We start from the raw sequence: 18503 nt of genomic DNA on the forward strand, positions 1-18503 counted from the left end.
GCTCTCTCCTCCGGGGTCACCCCCCGCCGGCGCCGGGCAGCGTCCCGGTGCGCGCGACCGCCGCGTACCAGCGGCCGCTGTCCTTGACCGTGCGGTGCTGCGTCGCGTAGTCGACGTGCACCAGTCCGAACCGCTGGGAGTATCCCCAAGCCCACTCGAAGTTGTCCAGCAGCGACCAGACGAAATAGCCGCGCACCGGTACTCCGGCCCGCACCGCCTGGTGCACGGCGCGCAGGTGCGCCTCCAGGTAGCGGATCCGGTCGGGGTCGCGCACCCTGCCGTCCGCGGAGACCTCGTCGGGGTAGGCGGCGCCGTTCTCCACCACGTACAGCGGCAGCCCGGGCGCCTCGGCGGCCAGCCGGGTGAGCACCCCGTACAGCCCGGACGGGTCGACCTCCCAGCCCATGCCGGTGGTCTCCAGGCCGCGCCGGACCAGCACCTCGGTCTCGCAGCCGACCAGCGCCGCGGTGTCGCCGCCGGACTCCAGCAGGTCCGGGTCGATGCCCTCGGCCGAGGCCGCCACCCGGTGCGGCTGGTAGAAGTTGACGCCGAGCAGGTCCAGCGGGGCGGAGGCGAGCGCCAGGTCGCCGTCGCGGACGAACCCGAAGTCGGTCACCGGGGCGAGGTCCTCGACCAGGTCGGCGGGGTAGCGCCCGTGCAGCAGCGGGTCGGTGAAGACCCGGTTGCGGACCGCGTCGGCCCGGCGGGCCGCGGCCAGGTCGGCCACCTCGGCCCGGTAGGGCAGCAGCTCGGTCTGGTTGTGCACGATGCCGACCCGCGGGGCACCCCGCTCGCGCAGCACCCCGGCGGCCAGCCCGTGGCCGAGCAGCAGGTGGTGGGCGGCGGCCAGGGCCGCGGCCGGCTCGGTCCGGCCGGGCGCGTGCACCCCGGCGGCGTAGCCGAGGAACGCCGCGCACCACGGCTCGTTGATCGTGGTCCAGGCGGCGACCCGGTCCCCCAGGGCGTCGCGGACCAGGCCGGCGTACTCGGCGAAACGCAGCGCGGTGTCCCGCTCCGGCCAGCCGCCGGCCTCCTCGAGCGGCCGGGGCAGGTCCCAGTGGTAGAGGGTGGGCCAGGGTTCGGCGCCGGCCTCCAGCAGGGCGTCCACCAGCCGGTCGTAGAAGTCCAGGCCGGCCCGGTCGGCCGGCCCGGAGCCGGCGGGCTGCACCCGCGGCCAGGCGATGGAGAACCGGTAGGCGCCCAGGCCGAGTTCGCGGACGAGCGCCACGTCCTCGCGCCACCGGCGGTAGTGGTCGGCGGCGGGCTCCCCGGTGTCGCCGCCGAGGATCCGGCCGGGTTCGGCGGTGAAGTCGTCCCAGATGCTGGGGCCGCGGCCGTCCGCGGCGGTCGCGCCCTCGATCTGGAAGGCGGAGGTGGCCGCCCCCCAGAGGAACCCGGGCGGGAACACCGCCGGGGCGATGGCTTCGTCGGTGCTGGTCCGGGCCTCGGCGGCGGGGTGCGCCGGGGAGGCCGGGTGCGTGGGAGGAGTCGGAGAAGAGGTCACGCCTTGACGGCACCTTCCATGATGCGGCCGACGAGCCGTCGGCCGAAGACGGCGAACAGGATGAGCAGGGGCAGGGTGGCGTAGGCCGCGCCGGTGAACATCAGCGAGAAGTCCCGGGCGTAGGCGGATTCGTTGAGCTGGTTGATGGAGAACTGGACGGTGGGGTTGTCCGGGGTCAGCACTGCGACGGCCCAGATGAACTCGTTCCAGGTCTGCATGAAGGTGAGCAGGCCGAGGACGACCATGGCCGGGCGCAGCACCGGCAGCACCACGCTCCAGAAGGTGCGCAGCGTGGAGCAGCCGTCGATCCGGGCGGCCTCCAGCAGCTCGTCCGGGACGCCCTGAGCGGCGTACTGCCGCATCATGAACACCCCGAACCCGCTGACCAGGAACGGCACGATGACGGCCTGCAGCTCGCCGCGCCAGCCCAGCCACTGCATCAGCACGAGCAGCGGGATGATGCCCACCTGGACCGGGACGGCCATGGTGACCACCACCGCGACGGTGAACCCGTTCCGCCCCGGGAACCTCAGCTTGGCCAGGGCGAACCCGGCGAGCGAGCAGAAGAGGACCACGGAGAGCGACACCGTCGCCGAGGCGACGAAGGAGTTCCACAGCCCCAGGGTGAAGTGCGCGCCGGCGTTGCCGAACAGCCGCCCGGTGTTGGCCGCGAACTCGCCGCCGGGCAGCAGCACCGGGGGGAACCGGGCGACGGCGTCGGTGGTGCGGGTGGCGATGACCAGCATCCACCACAGCGGGAAGAGCGAGAGCAGCACGGTGAGCAGCAGCCCCGCGTAGGTGAGCGGCGCCCGCTCGCGCAGCCGGCGCAGTCGGCGGCCCCGGCCCGCCGGGCGGCGCGGCCGGCCCGCGGGCGCCTGTGCCGGGCGGTCGGCGGTGACGGTCATGAGGCCCCCTTGATCCGGCCGGTCAGCAGCACGTTGATCAGTCCGAGCACCACGATGACCAGGAAGAGCACCCAGGAGACCGCGGAGCCGTAGCCGTAGTCGCCGTACCGGAAGGCCTCCTGGAAGACGAGCATCATCACGGTCTGGTACTGGCCCTGGGTGCCGCCGGCCATGGCGCCGCCGGTGTCGAAGACCGCGGGCTCGGTGAAGAGCTGCATCTGGCCGATGGTGGAGATGATGACGGTGAACAGGATGGTGGGCCGCATCATCGGGACGGTGATCCGCCAGAACCGGCGCAGCGCGGAGGCGCCGTCCAGCGCGGCCGCCTCGTAGAGGTCCTTGGGCACGGCCTGCATGGCGGCCAGGTAGATCAGCGTGTTGTAGCCGGTCCAGCGCCAGTCCACCATCACCGCGATCGCGGCCCAGGAGGAGAGGCGGCCGCCGCGCCAGTTCACCGGGTCGATCCCGAACACCCCGAGGACCTGGTTGACCATGCCGTACTCGGTGCCGAACAGGGTGCTGAACACGATGGCCATCGCCGCGATCGAGGTGACGTAGGGGATGATCAGCGCGATCTGGAACAGCCCGCGCCCCCGGACGATCCGGTTCAGCCCGTCGGCCAGCAGCAGCGCCGCCAGCAGCTGCGGGACGACCGCGATCGCGAAGATGCCCAGCGTGTTGAGGAGCGCGTTCCAGAACTTGGCGTCGCCGAGCAGGACCCGGTAGTTCTCCAGGCCGATGAAGCCCTCGTTGCCGCCGATCAGGCTCCAGTCGTGCAGCGAGACCCAGGCCGTGTAGAGCAGCGGGAACAGCCCGAAGACGCCGAAGAGCAGGAAGAACGGGGCGATGAAGGCGTACGGCGCGGCCTTGGTGTCCAGGGCGGCGCGCAGCCGCGCGGCGCGGTCGGTGCCGCGCCGCGCGTCCTGCGGCGCCCGGCTCGCCGCGGTCATCCGGCCGCCCGCTCGCTCCCGGAGACCGCGGTGTCCCAGCCCTCGTCCGCCGTGGCCTGCCCCTGCTCGACCGATTCCAGCGCGGCGCGGAACGCGTCGTCGACCGCCTGGGTGTCCGGCCCGTAGTAGACCGGCTCCAGCTCCATCGCGGTGGCGCCGAAGATCGCGCCGACCGGCGCGTCGTTGAAGTAGGGCCGGGTGAACTCGGTGACCTCGGCCGACTCCAGCGCCTCCGGCGAGGAGGGCAGCGTGTTGGCCTCCTCCCAGGCGCTGAGCTGACCCTCGGGCGAGGTGAGGAACTCGGCCAGTGCGGCCGCCTCCTCCGGGTGCTCGCTCTGCGCCGGGACGGCGAGGAAGGAGCCGCCCCAGTTGCCGCCGCCGCCCGGGACCGCGGCCACGTCCCAGCGGCCCTCGCCGGCCTCGCCGGCGGTGTTCTCGATGTGCCCGAGCATCCAGGCCGGGCAGGGCATGGTGGCGAACGCGTTGTCCTGGATCGCCGCGTTCCACTCCTCGGACCAGATGGGCAGCGCCGCGGAGAGGCCGGACATGCCGGTGACCGTGTCGTAGGCCTCGCGGGTGGACGGGGTGTCCTCGATGACCAGGTCGCCCTCGGTGTTCTGGAACGGCTCCCCGCCGGCCTGGGCGGTGACCACCCGGAACAGCGGCTGGATCGTGGACATGAACGCGGCGCCGGTGTCGGCCTCGGTGAACTCCTCCCCGGTGGCGGCGTACTCGTCCCAGGTGGGCCAGAGCTCGCCGACCTCCTCCCGGTCGGTGGGCAGCCCGGCCTCGGCGAACAGCTCGGTGTCGTAGCACATGCCGAGCCCGCCGATGTCGGTGCCCAGGCCGACGATCCGGCCGTCCGGGGCGGTGCCCTGGTCCCACTTCCAGTCCAGGAAGTTCTCCTCCAGGTCGGCGGCGCCGTGCTCGGCCAGGTCGACGAAGGCCTCCTTCTGGAGCATGAACTGGGCGATGTTGGCCTCCTCGATGGCGACCACGTCGCCGGCGCCGCTGCCGGAGGCGATGTTCTGCTGCAGCTGGGGGGTGTAGTCGGCGACGTCGGTGACGTTGCGCTCCTCCACCTGGATGCCGTGCTCCTCCTCGAACCGCTCGATGAGCGCCTCGTAGCCCATCACTCCGAAGGTGTCGATGGTGAGGGTGACCTCCCCGTCGCCGCCGCCCCCGCCGCCGCAGGCGGCGGTGAGCAGCAGCGCGCCGCCGGCGAGGGCCGCGGTGGCGGCCCGGGGCGCCGGGCGCGGTCGGGTCGTGGGTGAACGCTTCGTCATCTCGGCCTCGCTTCTCAGGGTCCGTGTCCCCCCGGCAGGCTCCCGCCACCCGCTGTGGGAGCGCTCCCATACAGCGAACGGCACCCGCTCCCCCGCCGTCAATCCCCGCAGCCGCCCCGGTTACCCGACCGTTACGCGAGCGGCCCCGCACCCGTGCTCGGGGTGCGGGGCCGCCGGACGGCTCCCGGTTCAGGCGCTCCGGGGCGTCACTCCTCCTCGCCGCCGAGCGGGATGACGACGCCCTTCCACTCCTTCTCCATGTACTCCTTGACCTCGTCGCCGTGGAGCAGCTCGTTCAGGGTGGTCACCGCCTCGTCCTCGGCGTCCTCGCCGCGGACCACCAGGCCGTTGCCGTACGGGTTGTCCTCGGTGGACTCCCAGGCCAGGGCGTTGGCCTCGGCCGCCAGGTCCGCCTCGATGGCGTAGTTGCCGTTGACCGCCGCGGCGTCCAGGTCCTGCAGCGACCGGGGCAGCTGGGCCGCCTCGGTGGGCACGATGTCCAGGTCCTTGGGGTTCTCCTCGATGTCGGACTCCGAGGCGGTGTCGCCGGCGTCGGCGGCCAGTTCGAGCAGGCCCTCCTGCTCCAGCAGCTTCAGCGCCCGGCCCATGTTGGCCGCGTCGGAGGGCACCCCGATCTTGGCGCCGTCCTCGATGTCGGCGACGTCCTCCAGGTCGTGGGAGTAGAGCCCGAACGCCTCCAGGTGGACGTCGTCCAGGTAGACCAGGTCGGCGTCCTCGTTGTTGGCCAGGAAGTCGTCCAGGAACGGCCGGGTCTGGAAGTAGTTGGCGTCCAGGGAGCCCTCGGCGAGCGCGGCGTTGGGCTGGTTGTAGTCGGTGAACTCCTGGATCTCGATGTCGAGCCCGGCGTCGGCCGCCAGGTTCTCCTGCACGTACTTCAGCACATCGGCGTGGGGCACCGGGGTGGCGCCGACGGTGATGGTGGTCAGCCCCTCCTCGCCGCCGCCGTCCTGGGCCCGCTCGCTGGGGCTGCCGCAGCCGGCCGCGGTCGCCGCCAGGGCCGCCGCGCCGATGATCGCCAGGGTGGTGCGCACCTTCGTACTCCTTGCGTGTGTGGTCGACCGGGCCCGCTAGCGGTGCGAGACCCGACGGATGATGAAGTCCCCGAGGCTCTGCGCCGCCTGGACGATGACGACCAGGAGGATCACGGTGGCCCACAGGTAGTAGTCGTCGAAGCGCTGGTAGCCCTCGCGGATCGCGATGTCGCCGAGGCCGCCGCCGCCGATCGCGCCGGCCATCGCCGAGTAGGAGACCAGCGCCACCACCGTCATGACCAGGCCCGCCACCAGGCCCGGCAGGGCCTCGGGGAGCAGCACCTTGCCGACGATGGTCAGCTTGCGGGCGCCCATCGCGTGCGCGGCCTCGACCACCTCGCGGTCGACCTCGCGCACCGCGGTCTCCACCAGCCGGGCGAAGAACGGGATGGCGCCGATGCTCAGCGGCACGATCGCCGCGGTCGGGCCCAGGGTGGTGCCGATGAGCAGCCGGGTCAGCGAGAGCACCGCGACCATCAGCACGATGAACGGCAGCGAGCGGCCGATGTTGACCACCGCGCCCAGCACCGCCTTGAGCACCGGCGCGGGGGTGAGCCCGCCCCGGTCGGTGGTGACCAGCAGCACGCCGAGCGGCAGGCCCACCAGCACGCTGAAGACCGTCGCCCACAGCACCATGTAGAGCGTGTCCAGGGTGCCGTACCAGAGCACCTCCGACATCTCCGGCCAGCGCTGCGCCAGTTCCTCGGTCCAGCTCATCGGTTCGCCTCCCGCACCAGCAGCCCCTTGTCGGCCAGGAAGCCCAGTGCGGCCTCCCGGTTGGCGCCGCGCACCTGCACGTTGAGCCGGCCCACCGAGGTGCCGGCGACGTTCTCCACCGCGCCGCCGAGCACGTTCACGTCCACGTCGAAGCGGCGGGTGAGCTCGGACATCAGCGGCTCGTCGAAGGAGCGCGGGTAGGTGAGCGCCACCGCGTCGGGCACGTCGGTGGCGGGCAGCGGGAACAGCGAGGCCGCCAGCAGCGAGTCGGGGGTGCCGATCAGGTCGAGCACCTTGCCCGCCTCGCGGAAGGAGCCGTTCTCCATGATCGCCGCGGAGTCGCAGATCCGCTTGATCACGTCCATCTCGTGCGTGATCAGCAGGATGGTCAGGCCGAGCTGGCGGTTGAGGTCGCGGAGCAGCTCCAGGATCGACTCGGTGGTGGCCGGGTCGAGCGCCGAGGTGGCCTCGTCGCTGAGCAGCACCTTGGGGTCGGAGGCCAGCGCGCGGGCGATGCCGACCCGCTGCTTCTGCCCGCCGGACAGCTGCGCCGGGTAGGCCTTGGCCTTGTCCGCCAGGCCGACCAGTTCGAGCAGCTCGCCGACGCGGGCGGCGCGGCGCGCCCGGGGCACGCCGGCGATCTCCAGCGGGAAGGCGACGTTGGCCGCGACGGTCCGCGAGGAGAGCAGCGCGAAGTGCTGGTGCACCATGCCGATGCCGCGGCGCGCCTGGCGCAGGCCGCCGGCGGACATCCCGGTCAGCTCCCGGCCGTCCACCGAGACCGTCCCCGAGGTCGGGCGCTCCAGCAGGTTGACGCAGCGCAGCAGGGTGCTCTTGCCGGCGCCGCTCTGGCCCACCACCCCGAATATCTCGCCCTGCTCGACGTGGAGGTCGACGCCGTCGAGGGCGACGACCTCTCGTTGCTTCAACGGGTAGACCTTGCGCAGGCCCACGGCTTCTATCACGGGTTTCCTCGTCGATCGGCTCGCTGGAGGCCAGCAAGGACGGACTGCGCGGGCCGCGCGGAGCGCTCCGGCCGCTCCGCCGCGGCCCTCCTGCGGCGCGGCGGGGCGCTCTTGAACGCCTCGGACGGCTGCGGACCGGGGTGCTCGCGCCCGCCGCATGCGTGTTCGCCCATGTCAGTGCATGGTGCAACGCGGGGAGAGGGAAGTGCGCGGCGACGCGCTGCCTGCGCTCGGACCGGGTCTTCGGGCCCGGGAGCACGGGATCAGCGGGTGATCAGTGGAACTCCGGCATGGGACAGTCGCCGCCGGCCGGACGGTGCCACTGCGGACACGGCCGACGACCGCGCCTCGGGGCGCGGGGGGCGAGGGTGCCGTGAGCGATGTAGTCCACGGACCCAGGTAACCACACTCCCTACACGACCACGGGACGATCCCGGACGAAACGGGCGTTAGATCCGCCACATATCACCCGTGCGTTGGCGATCCGATGAAACTGCCTTTAACCTTCCTGGCGTGCGGACCCGGGGCCCGCGCGGCCCCTCCGGCCGCTCCGCGGCCGAGACCGCCGCCCCGCACCGCCGGGGCCCCGGCGCGCGGCACCCCGTACCCGGCGGGCGGAAGCGGCTTCCGCAGCGCGCCCGCCGACCGCGGCCGATCCGAGGAGAAGACATTACGTGGAGCCCGACAGAGTGAGCGGCGACGATCCCTTCGCCGACTTCTGGGCACCCGACCCGCCCTGCCCCGCCGAGCCCCGCGCGCCGCGCCGCGCCGGGGCCGGGCGCGCCGCCGCGGCGGCGCTCATGCTGGCCTCGGTCCTGGCCCCGCTCCCCGCGGCGGCCGCGCCGGCGCCCCGGGAGAGCCTCTCCGAGCTGCAGGACCGCGCCGACGCGCTGAGCGAGGAGTACAACGGCGAGCTGCGCGACATGGAGGGCGTCTTCGACGACGCGGAGAAGGCCCAGGAGCGCGCGGACAAGACCCAGGAGGAAGTGGACGACGCCCGCGAGCAGGTGCAGCAGCTGGCGATCGCCAGCTACACCAGCGGCGGCCTGGACCCCTCGCTGACCGTCTTCGTCGAGGAGGACCCCCAGCTCCTCATCGACCAGGCCCAGCTGATCGGCCACCTGTCCGCCAACCACCAGGAGCGGATCGACGCCCTGGAGCAGGCGATCGAGCGGGACGAGAAGGCCCGCGACAACGCCCAGGCCAAGGCGGACGAGGTCCAGGAGGACCTGGACGAGCTGGAGGGGCGCCGCGAGGAGGTGCAGCGGCTCATCGCCGAGCACCCGCAGCAGGAGATGGGCCCGCCGGACAGCCTCACCCCGCGCACCCGGCAGATGCGCGATGTGATCACCGAGAAGTTCGGCGAGAACAGGAAGCACGGCGGGGTCGGCTGCTACCGCCCGGACGGCGGCTACGTGGTCGGCGAACACCCCAAGGGCCGCGCCTGCGACTTCATGGTCGACAAGAACGGCCAGATGCCGTCGGAGGAGCAGATCGCGCACGGCCAGGAGATCGCCGACTGGGCCCAGGACAACGCCGAGCGGCTGGGCATCATGTACATCATCTACCGCCAGCAGATCTGGGACATCCGCCGCTCCGACGAGGGCTGGCGGGACATGGCCGACCGCGGAAGCATCACCGAGAACCACTTCGACCACGTGCACATCTCGATGTTCTAGATGTCCCGGCGAGGGCCCTGCGGCCCCTCCCGCAACGTCTGGGGCGGGCGGCGGGTCAGCCCCCGCCGAACACCGGGGCGTACATCACGCTCAGGCAGCCGCCGGTGACGGCGAGCACCGCGCCCACCGCGAGGATGAAGGCGAACCAGGCCCAGAATCCGTGCCTGGGGGCGCCGTGCTCGGAATCGACTCTGCGCGCGGGCATTGGGCGTCCCTCCGTGCCGGTCCGGCGGCGGTCGCCCGGTGCGGCGGCCGCCGCCCCAACGCTAGCCCTGCGCGTCTCATTCCGGCAACGATCCGCGGCCGTGGCGGCCGCTCGCGGGTTTCCCGGGCCACCATTGTGCGGGCCCCGGGAGCCCTCCGGCGGCGCCTCTTCCCCCACCGGGCCGCTCCGTTCAAGTACGGAATCGCCACGAAACGGTGACGATGCGTCGACGTTCGGACAGAGGCGTCCACCGAGGGCCATTCCGGCGGACGCTAGGATTTCGAACCCGGTGCCGCTTCGGCGGGCACCGCGGTCGGCCGCCCGGTCCGCCGGTGAGAGCGCCGCGGGGCCGCCTTCCGATCGCAGGGAACCATGAACGCGCCCATGCGCGTCTCACGAACCGTTCAGATACGCAGGGCGCGAGGGGAGCAATGAGCGACAACGGACCTTACGGCCAGCCACCGCAGGGCGGCGGACATGGCCAGCCCCATTTCCAGTCCCCCTACGGAACCGGCCCCCAGCCGGGGCAGCCCGGCCAACCGGGACAGCCCGGCGGGCCGCAGCCGATGTACTCCGGAGGTCCCGGTCAGCCCCCGCCCTACGGGCCGGGCGGCCCCGGTGCCCCGATGGGCTCTCCGGGCTACCCCCCGCCGAAGAAGAGCAGCGCCGGCATGTGGATCGTCATCGGCGGCGGCGTGGTCATCCTGCTGCTGGTCGTCGCCGTCGTGGTGATGCTCATCCGCGGTGGCGAGGGCGGCGGCGAGGGCGGCGGCCCGGTGGCCGATCCCAGCAAGAAGCCCGAGGAGACCACCGAGGAGACCACCGAGGGCGGCGGCGGCGAGGGCGGCGGCCCCAAGGGCGAGCCCCCCTACGCGCTGCCCGAGGACCCGTGCTCGGCCTTCTCCGAGGCCACCGCCGGGGAGTACGGCCTCACCGACGGCAGCAAGTCGCTGACCGACACCTCCTCCTCGTGCATGTACACCGCGGAGTCCCTGGGCGGCGACGGCTACGCCAACGTCAGCGTCCAGTACCAGGTCCCCTACGGCGGGTCCGACTCCATCGAGGGCGCCAAGACGCAGTTCCAGGACAACGTCGAGTACGCCACCGATGAGAGCAGCGACATCATCCCGACCAAGGTGCACGAGAACGAGGAGCTGAACCTGGGCGAGGAGGCCGCGATCATCTTCACCACCCAGGAGATCGCCGGCACCAAGAGCTCGGTGGCCACCGTTCTCATCCGCGAGGGCAACATCAACGTCGAGGTGGAGTTCACCGAGAGCAACGCCTACGACGCTCCGAAGAGCGCCCCGGCGCCGCTCAAGTTCGACGACGTCGAGAGCATGATGAACGCGCTGGGCGACGAGTCGCTGGGGCTGATCGGCTCCTGACGTCCCCCGGTGCCGCCCGGCGGCACCGGCGCCCACCGGGAAGGGGCGCGGGCTTCGGCCCGCGCCCCTTCTGCGTGTCCGCGTGTCCGCGTCTCCGGGCGGCGGCCGCGGGGCCGGGTGCCCCGCGGCCGCCGCCCGCCCGGCTCAGCCCTGCGCGGGCAGGTCGGCGCGGACCCGGCGGGCCGCCTCGACCATGTTCCGCAGCGCCGGCTCGACCTCGGTGTAGCCCCGGGTCTTCAGGCCGCAGTCGGGGTTGACCCACAGCCGGTCGGCCGGGACCGCGCGCAGCGCGCTGCGCAGCGCCGCCTCGATCTCCTCGACCGAGGGCACCCGGGGCGAGTGGATGTCGTAGACGCCCGGGCCGATGCCCCTGCGGTAGCCGGCCCGCTCCAGGTCGTCCACCAGCTCCATGTGCGAGCGGGCCGCCTCGACGCTGGTCACGTCGGCGTCCAGCGCCTCGATCGCGCCGACGATGCGGCCGAACTCCGAGTAGCACATGTGGGTGTGCACCGTGGTGCCGACGCCCACCCCGGAGGTGGCCAGCCGGAACGCGCCGATCGCCCAGTCCAGGTAGGCCTGGCGGTCCTGCCGCCGCAGCGGCAGCAGCTCGCGCAGCGCCGCCTCGTCGACCTGGATGTGCCGGATACCGGCCCGCTCCAGGTCCGAGACCTCGTCCCGCAGGGCCAGCGCCACCTGCCGGGCGGTGTCGGCCAGCGGCTGGTCGTCCCGGACGAAGGACCAGGCCAGGATGGTCACCGGGCCGGTCAGCATGCCCTTGACCGGCTTGTCGGTGCGGGATTGGGCGTAGACCGCCCAGTCCACCGTCATCGGCTCGGAGCGGCGCACGTCCCCGTAGAGGATCGGCGGGCGCACGCAGCGCGACCCGTAGGACTGCACCCAGCCCTTCTTCGTGGTGACGAAGCCGCCCAGCCGCTCGGCGAAGTACTGCACCATGTCGTTGCGCTCCGGCTCGCCGTGCACCAGCACGTCGAGGCCGATGTCCTCCTGGAGCGCGATGACCGAGTCGATCTCGGCCCGCATCCGGGCGGTGTACTCCTCCTCGCTGAGCCGCCCGGCCCGGTGCTCGGACCGGGTCTTGCGGATCTCCGCGGTCTGCGGGAAGGAGCCGATGGTGGTGGTGGGCAGCGCCTGCCGCGCACCGCCGCCGCCCCAGCGCCCGTCCCGGTTGCGGGCCGGGAGCTCGCCCAGGGCGTCCAGCCGGGCCCGCACCTGCGGGTCGCGGAAGCCCTCCGGCTCGGGGAGCCCGGCGCGCGCGGAGGCGACCTCCGCGGCGGTGGCCTCGTCGTCGGCGGTCAGGGCTCGGCCGAGCAGGACCACCTCGTCCAGCTTCTGCCGGGCGAAGGCGAGCCGGGCCCGGATCGCCGGGTCCAGGCCGGTCTCGGCGTCCAGGTCGACCGGGACGTGCAGCAGCGAGCAGGAGGTGCTCACCACGACCTCGCGGGCCAGGCCGAGCAGCGGGCCGAGCCGGGCCAGCGCGGCGGACACGTCGGTGCGCCACACGTTGCGCCCGTCGACCACCCCGGCGACCAGGGTCTTGTCGCCCAGGCCGGAGACGGCGGCCAGCTCGTCGGCGGCCTCCGGGCCGGCCACCAGGTCCAGCCCGATCCGCTCCACCGGGGTGCGCTTGAGCGCCTCCAGCGCCGCGGTGCCGATCGAGCCGAAGTAGGTGGAGACGGTGATCTCCGGGCGCCGGGAGCGGCCGCCCAGGGCGGAGTAGACCCGCTCCAGCTCCGCGGTGCGCTCCCGGCCCTCGTCGGTGGCGAGGACCGGCTCGTCCAGCTGGACCTGGCGGGCGCCGGCCGCGGCGAGTTCACCGAGGAGCGTGCCGTACGCCTCGACCAGGCCGTCCAGGAGCTCCAGCGGGCTCCAGCCCTCCGGGGCGCCGGCCGCGGGCTTGGCCAGCATGAGGAAGGTGAGGGGGCCGACCAGCACCGGCCGGGTCTCGAAGCCCAGCCCCTTGGCCTGGTTGTACTCGGAGAGGGGCTTGGTCCCCGCGAGGCGGAACCGGGTCTGCGGGGACAGCTCCGGGACCAGGTAGTGGTAGTTGGTGTCGAACCACTTGGTCATCTCCAGCGGCGGCGTGTCGTCCGAGCCGCGGGCCAGGGTGAAGTAGCGCTCCAGCTCGGCGGCGCGGTCCGCGCCGGCGCCCCCGTCCCCGGGGGCGGGGCCGAACCGCTCCGGGACCGCGTCGAACAGCAGCGCGGTGTCGAGGACGTGGTCGTAGTAGGAGAACGTGTTCGATGGGATCTCGTCGATCCCGGCCGCGCGGAAGTCCTGCCAGACGTCGCGGCGCAGCCGGGCGGCGACGGCGTCCAGGTCGGCGGCGCTGCTCCGGCCGGCCCAGTAGGACTCGCAGGCCTGCTTGAGCTCGCGGTCGGGGCCGATGCGCGGGTAGCCGTGGGCGGTGGCGGTCATCCGGCCTCACCGCCGGGGGTGCGCTCGGTTCGCATGTGGCTTCTTCTCTCCCTCGTCGAACAGCCGTGGCAGGCCGACGACGCCGTCCGGAGGAGCGGACGGCCGGAAGAGGGCGCGGCGGAGCGCGCCCGGACCGGGCACCGTCCGCGTGTCCTCCCTCGGGACGCGCCGACCACCGCGGGCACGGTCGCGCCCGCGGGCGGTCGGCAGGTATTCGGACTCATGGGCGCTTCGCGCCCTCGGGCGCGCTCTCCTACCGGCCGCCGCTTCCCAGGTGCTCGCACCCAGTGCTGTTGACGGCTTTCGTTCCCATTCACCGCTGCGGGGCAGTCCCGGATTCGCACCGGGTTCCCTCTCTCGACGCCCACAGTGATCCACCGTGCGCGTACCGACCGCAGCTGTCAGTATAGGGACGCCGTTGCCCGATACCGGGGGGTGGGCCCCGGGCGCCCGCACCCCGCCCCCTCCGCCCCTGGAAGACGGCACGCCGGTTTTTCCCCTCTCATTACCGAAGCGCCGAACCGAACTGAATCCCGGATGCGATCATCCCATGTATAGTCCGGTTGGCCCGATATATGCGAAAGACGATTTCAGGTGCTACGCAACCGCTCCGTCCCTGAATCCACCCGCGGCCGCGCCCTCGTCGGCGCTGCGGCCGCGGCGGTGCTCGCCCTCACCGCGTGCAGCCCCTCCGACGGCGAGCACACCTCCGGGGGTGAGGAGACCCCCGCCGAGAAGCCCTCCGGAGAACCGGACCGGCTCACCGAGGTCGACCCGGAGACCGTCGCCGACCTCGAGGAGAAGCGCACCGAGGAGGAGCAGGGCGACGTCTCCGTCGAGATCTCCTACCCCGCGGTGGGCGGCGCCGGCCCGTTCAGCGAGGAGCTCGGCCGGATCACCGGCCGCGCCGCCGAGGAGTTCGCCGACGCCGTCCCCGGCGCCGAGTCGGTCGCCGTCACCGGGACGCTGACCGCCGCCGGCGGCGACGTGCTCGGGGTCCGCCTGGAGCAGAAGGAGAAGGAGTCCGGCGAGGAGCGCACCGGCTACGCCACCTACTGGTACGACGCCGCCACCGGGGCCACCGCCTACTCCACCCAGCTGCTCGCCGGCGACGAGGAGCTGGGCGAGCTGCACGAGCGGGTCTCCGAGATCCTCGGCGAGCAGGACGTGGACACCGCCGACCTCTACCCGATCGCCGGGATGTACGACTCGATCGGCTTCAACCCCGACGGCGACCTGGTGGTCGAGTTCGACGAGGGCCAGGTCGCCCCGGCCGGCGACGGGCGGGTGCACGCGGTGGTGCCGCGCGAGGAGGCCGAGCCGCTCCTGTCCGACCTCGGTGAGCGGGCCCAGGCCGCGGCCACCGCGGTGACCCGCGGCTTCGAGCTCGAGGCGGAGGCCGCCGCGCCCAAGGACGGCGCCGCCGGCGAGGTCCCCGGCCGGCCCGCGCCCGCCTCCTCCGACGTCGACTGCTCCGACCCGAAGGCCAAGTGCATCGCGCTCACCTTCGACGACGGCCCCGGCGGGCGCACCCCCGAGCTCCTCGACGAGCTCGACGAGTACGGCGCCAAGGCCACCTTCTTCCTCACCGGCGAGCCGATCCGGGAGCACCCGGAGACGGTGCGGCGGGAGTACGCCGAGGGGCACGAGGTCGCCAACCACACCGAGAACCACCCGGACCTGACCACCATCGGCGAGGGCGAGGTCCGCGAGGAGCTGGCCTCGGTCAGCGGGCTGATCGACCGGGAGACCGGCTACCGCCCCGAGCTGATGCGCCCGCCCTACGGCGCGACCGACGACACCGTCGCCGGGGTCTCCGAGGACCTCGGGATGGCCGAGATCATCTGGAGCGTCGACACCAACGACTGGAAGGACCGGAACTCCTCGGTCGTCGCCGACCGCGCGGTGGAGGGCGCGAAGCCCGGCGCGATCATCCTGATGCACGACATCCACGACACCACGATCGACGCCGTGCCGGACATCCTGAAGCGGCTGGACGAGAAGGGCTTCACCATGGTGACCGTCTCCCAGCTGCTGGGCGAGACCGAGCCCGGGGAGAAGTACTTCGACGGTGAGGAAGCCGTCACCGGAAAGGACGACTAGCGCTCCTCCCGGGACGGTGGCCGGCGGCGGGATCGGGGAAGGATAAGGGGTCGGAAGGCAACGGAGCCTTCCCCGATCACGCTCCGGCCACGATGTGGTCCAGATGACGGCGCGAGCGGGCCGTCACGTGTGAAGAGAGTCCCCGAGGCGGCGTATGGTGGTTCGCCGTGGGCATGAACACGCACTTCGCGCGGACGCCGCTCGCGCCGCATCCCGTCCGAGAGGCGGTGGCCTGAGGTGGCCCTTCTACCGCTGCTGCGCCGGGGAACCGGCAAGGACTCCGCAACCGTTCCGCCAACGGGGAGCGCCCTTCAGGACGGCGCCGCCCCACGGGGAAGGGAGAGGTCGATGGCCGCTGCCCTCGCGGCAGACTACGCCTGGTTCGAAGAGTCCCAGCCGGACCTGGCCGAGGCGTTCTGCCTCACCTATGTCCGGGGACTGGGCAAGACCGAGTGCCTGGAGCGGCTCGGCGCCGCGCCGAAGCGGCTGCGGATGCTGCCCATCGCCGACGCCCTGGAGGCGGGGCTGTGCAGCGAGAGCCGCCCGCCGCAGACCGCGCACGCGCTCTGCGTGAACGGCTGGACCGTGATCGTCGAGCCCACCGGCTGCCGGGCGGTCCGCCCGGACTGCTACCGCGCGCTGTCGGCCGAGACCGAGCTGGTCTCGGTCCGGGTCCGGATGGACGCCCGCTACGAGTTCCGCTGGGTCTCCGGAGGGGTGCTGCGCACCTTCTTCGACGCCCGCACCCCGACCCAGCGCCGCGGCACCCGCCCGGACGCGCTGACCGCCGAGATGGCCTCGGTGGGCCTGCTGGACGACGGGGACGAGGGCCCCGACGACCCGGCCGCGGCCGTCCTGGCCCTGGCCGAGCGGGTCACCGGCGTCCGCATCCGCCCCTCGCACCTGTCCGGCCCGCTCCTCGGCGCCGAACTGGAGACCGAGCTCCCGGCCCCGGCGGCCTCCGCCCGCTGACCCGGGTTCCGCTCCCCGAAGGCCCCGCCCCGGCGGGGCCTTCGCCGTGCCAGGCCGCCCCGGGCGGCGGTCTCGGCGGTCCGGCCCCTTCCCCGGCGCTCTGCCGGGGCCGGCACGCCGGGACCGCCGGGGAAGGGGCCGGGAGGCGGGTCAGGCCTGTCGGGCGGGCTGGGCGTCGGTGCCGACGGCGTCGGCGATCGAGGGGAGGCCGGCCCGGCGGGTGAGGCGGGCCAGGCCCTTGTGGATGCGGCGCGGCCACAGCGGGCCGCCGTAGATGAGGCCGGTGTAGCCCTGCACCAGGGTCGCCCCCGCGCGGATGCGCTCCCAGGCGTCCTCGGGCGTCTCGATGCCGCCGGCCGCGATGAGCACCAGCGCGTCGCCGGTGCGGGCGCGCAGCCGGCGCAGCACCTCCAGCGAGCGGCGCTTCAGCGGGGCGCCGGAGAGCCCGCCGGCGCCGGCCGCCTCGACCGCCTCCGGGTCGGTGGCCAGCCCGTCCCGGGAGATCGTGGTGTTGGTCGCGATGATCCCGTCCAGGCCCAGCTCCAGGGCCAGGTCGGCGACCGCGTCGACGTCCTCGTCGGCCAGGTCCGGGGCGATCTTGACCAGCAGCGGGACGTCGGAGGCGCCCTCGCCGTCCAGCGCCTCGCGGACCGTGCGCAGCAGCGGCCGCAGGTGCTCCACCGCCTGCAGGTTCCGCAGCCCGGGGGTGTTCGGCGAGCTCACGTTGACCACCAGGTAGTCGGCGAGGCCGGCGAAGGCGCGGGCGCTCTCCGCGTAGTCGGCCGCGGCCTCCTCCTCCGGGACCACCTTGGTCTTGCCGATGTTGGCGCCGACCAGCGGGCCGGGGCGGCCGGCCGCGGCCGCGCGCTCGCGCAGCCCCCGCAGCCGGTCGGCGGCGGCCCGGGCGCCCTCGTTGTTGAAGCCCATCCGGTTCACGATCGCCCGGTCCGGCACCAGCCGGAACAGCCGCGGCGCCGGGTTGCCCGGCTGGGGCCGCGCGGTGACGGTGCCGATCTCGACGAACCCGAAGCCGAGCGCGGTGAGCCCCTCGATGCCCTCGCCGTTCTTGTCGAACCCGGCGGCCATGCCGAGCGGCCCGGGGAAGGTCCGGCCCAGCGCGGTCACCTCCAGCTCGGGCTCGCGCGGGCCGAGCACCCGGCGCATCGCCCTGGCCGCCCCGGGCACCGCGGCCACTGCGCGCAGCCCGCCGAAGCTCAGGCGGTGGATGGACTCGGCGTCGGTGTGCCGCAGGACGGCATGGAACAGCAGCTGGTAGAGCACGGTGGTCCTTCGTGTACGTTTCGGTCGCCCCGGGGGCGGCCGGGCGCCGCCGCCCCGTCCCGCGTTCTCGCAGGCGGGCCCGTCCGGTTCAGCTTCTCACACGGGCGGGCGGAGGGTCCTCACAGGTCGCCGCGCTCCCGGTCGGCGAGGAACCGCTCCAGCTCGTCGCCGAGCTCATCGGCGGTGGGCAGCGAGGACTCGTCGCCGCTCCACAGCGGCTCGGCGTCCTCCCCGGCGCCGCGCTCGGACACGAAGTCGTCGTACTGGCGCTCCAGGTCCTCGACCACCCGCTGGACCTCTTCGGAGTCGGCGACCTGGTCGGCGATCTCCGCCTCGGTCTCGCCGGCCGCCTCGGCCAGCCGCCCGGCCGGCAGGTCCAGCCCGGTCGCCCCGGCGGCGTAGTCCAGCGCGGCCATCGCGGCCCGGGGGTACTCCGACTGGGCGAGGTAGCTGGGCACGTGCACGGCGAACCCGGTGGCGTCGTGGCCGGCCTCGCCGAGGCGGAACTCCAGCAGCGACGCCACCCCGGCGGGCACCTGGACCCGGCCGACCCACGGGGTGTGCGCGGCGACCAGGTCGGGCCGGGTGGCGTGCGCGGTCGCGGTCACCGGCCGGGTGTGCGGGACGGCCATCGGGATGCCGTTGACGCTCACCGTCAGCGACACCCGGAGCCGCTCCACCAGCCCGACCACCGCGGACACGAACAGCTCCCACTCCCGGTCCGGCTCCAGGCCGTGCAGGAGCAGGAACGGGGTGCCCTCGCCGTCGTGCATCCGGTAGAGCACCAGCCGGGGCGGGTTGTAGTCGGTGAAGGTGTTCTCCACGAACGTCATCACCGGCCGGCGGGAGCGGTAGTCCAGCAGCCGGTCCACGTCGAAGACGGCGACCTCCTCGGCGTTGAACTCGGCGAACAGCGCCTCGGCCGCCTGCCTTCCGGCCGCTCCGGCGTCGACGTAGCCGTCCAGCAGGACCAGCATCGCCGAACCGCCGCCCTCCTCGGCGCCGGGGCGGAGCTCGTAGAGGTCTGCGGGATCAGGCACCGGAAGGGGTCTCCGTTCTC

At 73.4% G+C, this 18503-nt stretch carries 15 protein-coding genes and 1 riboswitch; of the genes, 4 read left to right on the top strand and 11 right to left on the bottom strand.

All coding sequences use genetic code 11. The features are described 5' to 3' along the window. Positions 1 to 16: 16 nt before the first annotated feature. The 7 genes from D459_RS0122035 to D459_RS0122065 form a co-directional block, all read right to left on the bottom strand. On the bottom strand, positions 17 to 1420 hold the full coding sequence (locus tag D459_RS0122035; RefSeq protein WP_026120651.1) for a GH1 family beta-glucosidase: 1404 nt from the start codon (positions 1418 to 1420) through the stop codon (positions 17 to 19). Between the two features lie 80 nt (positions 1421 to 1500). Next, positions 1501 to 2409 (bottom strand): carbohydrate ABC transporter permease, encoded by a 909-nt coding sequence (locus D459_RS0122040; RefSeq protein ID WP_017595179.1) that lies wholly within the window; start codon positions 2407 to 2409, stop codon positions 1501 to 1503. Next, positions 2406 to 3359 (bottom strand): carbohydrate ABC transporter permease, encoded by a 954-nt coding sequence (locus D459_RS0122045; RefSeq protein WP_017595180.1) that lies wholly within the window; start codon positions 3357 to 3359, stop codon positions 2406 to 2408. Before D459_RS0122045 ends, D459_RS0122040 begins: the two co-directional genes overlap by 4 nt. Continuing rightward, positions 3356 to 4645: an extracellular solute-binding protein gene (locus D459_RS0122050; RefSeq protein WP_017595181.1), complete on the bottom strand. Its 1290-nt coding sequence runs from the start codon at positions 4643 to 4645 to the stop codon at positions 3356 to 3358. The genes D459_RS0122045 and D459_RS0122050 overlap by 4 nt, the downstream gene beginning before the upstream one ends. A 206-nt stretch (positions 4646 to 4851) precedes the next feature. Beyond that, on the bottom strand, positions 4852 to 5697 hold the full coding sequence (locus D459_RS0122055) for a MetQ/NlpA family ABC transporter substrate-binding protein (protein WP_017595182.1): 846 nt from the start codon (positions 5695 to 5697) through the stop codon (positions 4852 to 4854). A 36-nt stretch (positions 5698 to 5733) separates the two neighbouring features. Beyond that, positions 5734 to 6414, bottom strand: coding sequence for a methionine ABC transporter permease (locus D459_RS0122060; protein WP_017595183.1), 681 nt, complete (start codon positions 6412 to 6414; stop codon positions 5734 to 5736). Then, positions 6411 to 7367, bottom strand: a complete 957-nt coding sequence (locus D459_RS0122065) for a methionine ABC transporter ATP-binding protein (protein ID WP_017595184.1) — start codon at positions 7365 to 7367, stop codon at positions 6411 to 6413. The genes D459_RS0122060 and D459_RS0122065 overlap by 4 nt, the downstream gene beginning before the upstream one ends. 686 nt (positions 7368 to 8053) lie before the next feature. Here D459_RS0122065 and D459_RS0122070 point away from each other — a divergent pair. After that, positions 8054 to 9058 carry a coiled-coil domain-containing protein gene (locus D459_RS0122070; RefSeq protein WP_026120652.1) on the top strand — a complete coding sequence of 335 codons (1005 nt, stop codon included), beginning with the start codon at positions 8054 to 8056 and terminating at the stop codon, positions 9056 to 9058. 55 nt (positions 9059 to 9113) lie between these two features. Here the strand turns inward: D459_RS0122070 and D459_RS36195 are convergent, their stop codons facing one another. Then, positions 9114 to 9263 (bottom strand): hypothetical protein, encoded by a 150-nt coding sequence (locus D459_RS36195; protein ID WP_017595186.1) that lies wholly within the window; start codon positions 9261 to 9263, stop codon positions 9114 to 9116. Between the two features lie 671 nt (positions 9264 to 9934). Here D459_RS36195 and D459_RS0122080 point away from each other — a divergent pair. Further along, positions 9935 to 10651 carry a hypothetical protein gene (locus tag D459_RS0122080; protein WP_017595187.1) on the top strand — a complete coding sequence of 239 codons (717 nt, stop codon included), beginning with the start codon at positions 9935 to 9937 and terminating at the stop codon, positions 10649 to 10651. A 144-nt stretch (positions 10652 to 10795) separates the two neighbouring features. Here D459_RS0122080 and metE read toward each other — a convergent pair whose 3' ends face one another. Continuing rightward, entirely contained in the window at positions 10796 to 13087 is a 2292-nt protein-coding gene (gene metE, locus D459_RS0122085; RefSeq protein WP_017595188.1) for a 5-methyltetrahydropteroyltriglutamate--homocysteine S-methyltransferase, read from the bottom strand. Between the two features lie 188 nt (positions 13088 to 13275). Continuing rightward, positions 13276 to 13495, bottom strand: a riboswitch (cobalamin riboswitch). 186 nt (positions 13496 to 13681) lie between these two features. Here metE and D459_RS0122090 point away from each other — a divergent pair. Next, the gene (locus D459_RS0122090) at positions 13682 to 15190 is read left to right on the top strand and encodes a polysaccharide deacetylase family protein (RefSeq protein ID WP_017595189.1); all 1509 of its coding nucleotides are present in this window, start codon (positions 13682 to 13684) and stop codon (positions 15188 to 15190) included. A gap of 348 nt (positions 15191 to 15538) precedes the next feature. Next, positions 15539 to 16162 carry a DUF6461 domain-containing protein gene (locus tag D459_RS0122095; protein ID WP_017595190.1) on the top strand — a complete coding sequence of 208 codons (624 nt, stop codon included), beginning with the start codon at positions 15539 to 15541 and terminating at the stop codon, positions 16160 to 16162. Between the two features lie 150 nt (positions 16163 to 16312). On the opposite strand, the gene D459_RS0122100 is transcribed toward D459_RS0122095, so the two are convergent. Then, the gene (locus tag D459_RS0122100) at positions 16313 to 17443 is read right to left on the bottom strand and encodes a quinone-dependent dihydroorotate dehydrogenase (protein ID WP_017595191.1); all 1131 of its coding nucleotides are present in this window, start codon (positions 17441 to 17443) and stop codon (positions 16313 to 16315) included. A 119-nt stretch (positions 17444 to 17562) separates the two neighbouring features. Then, positions 17563 to 18483 carry a proteasome assembly chaperone family protein gene (locus D459_RS0122105; protein WP_017595192.1) on the bottom strand — a complete coding sequence of 307 codons (921 nt, stop codon included), beginning with the start codon at positions 18481 to 18483 and terminating at the stop codon, positions 17563 to 17565. Positions 18484 to 18503 lie beyond the last annotated feature (20 nt).

The sequence above is a fragment of the Nocardiopsis potens DSM 45234 genome (assembly GCF_000341105.1).
Lineage (GTDB): Bacteria > Actinomycetota > Actinomycetes > Streptosporangiales > Streptosporangiaceae > Nocardiopsis_A > Nocardiopsis_A potens.

Excerpts from the sequence above, each read along its gene's own strand:
- D459_RS0122040 (WP_017595179.1), bottom strand. The coding sequence starts at position 2,409 with ATGACCGTCACCGCCGACCGCCCGGCACAGGCGCCCGCGGGCCGGCCG.
- D459_RS0122045 (WP_017595180.1), bottom strand. The coding sequence starts at position 3,359 with ATGACCGCGGCGAGCCGGGCGCCGCAGGACGCGCGGCGCGGCACCGAC.
- D459_RS0122050 (WP_017595181.1), bottom strand. The coding sequence starts at position 4,645 with ATGACGAAGCGTTCACCCACGACCCGACCGCGCCCGGCGCCCCGGGCC.
- D459_RS0122060 (WP_017595183.1), bottom strand. The coding sequence starts at position 6,414 with ATGAGCTGGACCGAGGAACTGGCGCAGCGCTGGCCGGAGATGTCGGAG.
- D459_RS36195 (WP_017595186.1), bottom strand. The coding sequence starts at position 9,263 with ATGCCCGCGCGCAGAGTCGATTCCGAGCACGGCGCCCCCAGGCACGGA.
- D459_RS0122080 (WP_017595187.1), top strand. The coding sequence starts at position 9,935 with ATGTGGATCGTCATCGGCGGCGGCGTGGTCATCCTGCTGCTGGTCGTC.
- metE (WP_017595188.1), bottom strand. The coding sequence starts at position 13,087 with ATGACCGCCACCGCCCACGGCTACCCGCGCATCGGCCCCGACCGCGAG.
- D459_RS0122095 (WP_017595190.1), top strand. The coding sequence starts at position 15,539 with ATGGCCGCTGCCCTCGCGGCAGACTACGCCTGGTTCGAAGAGTCCCAG.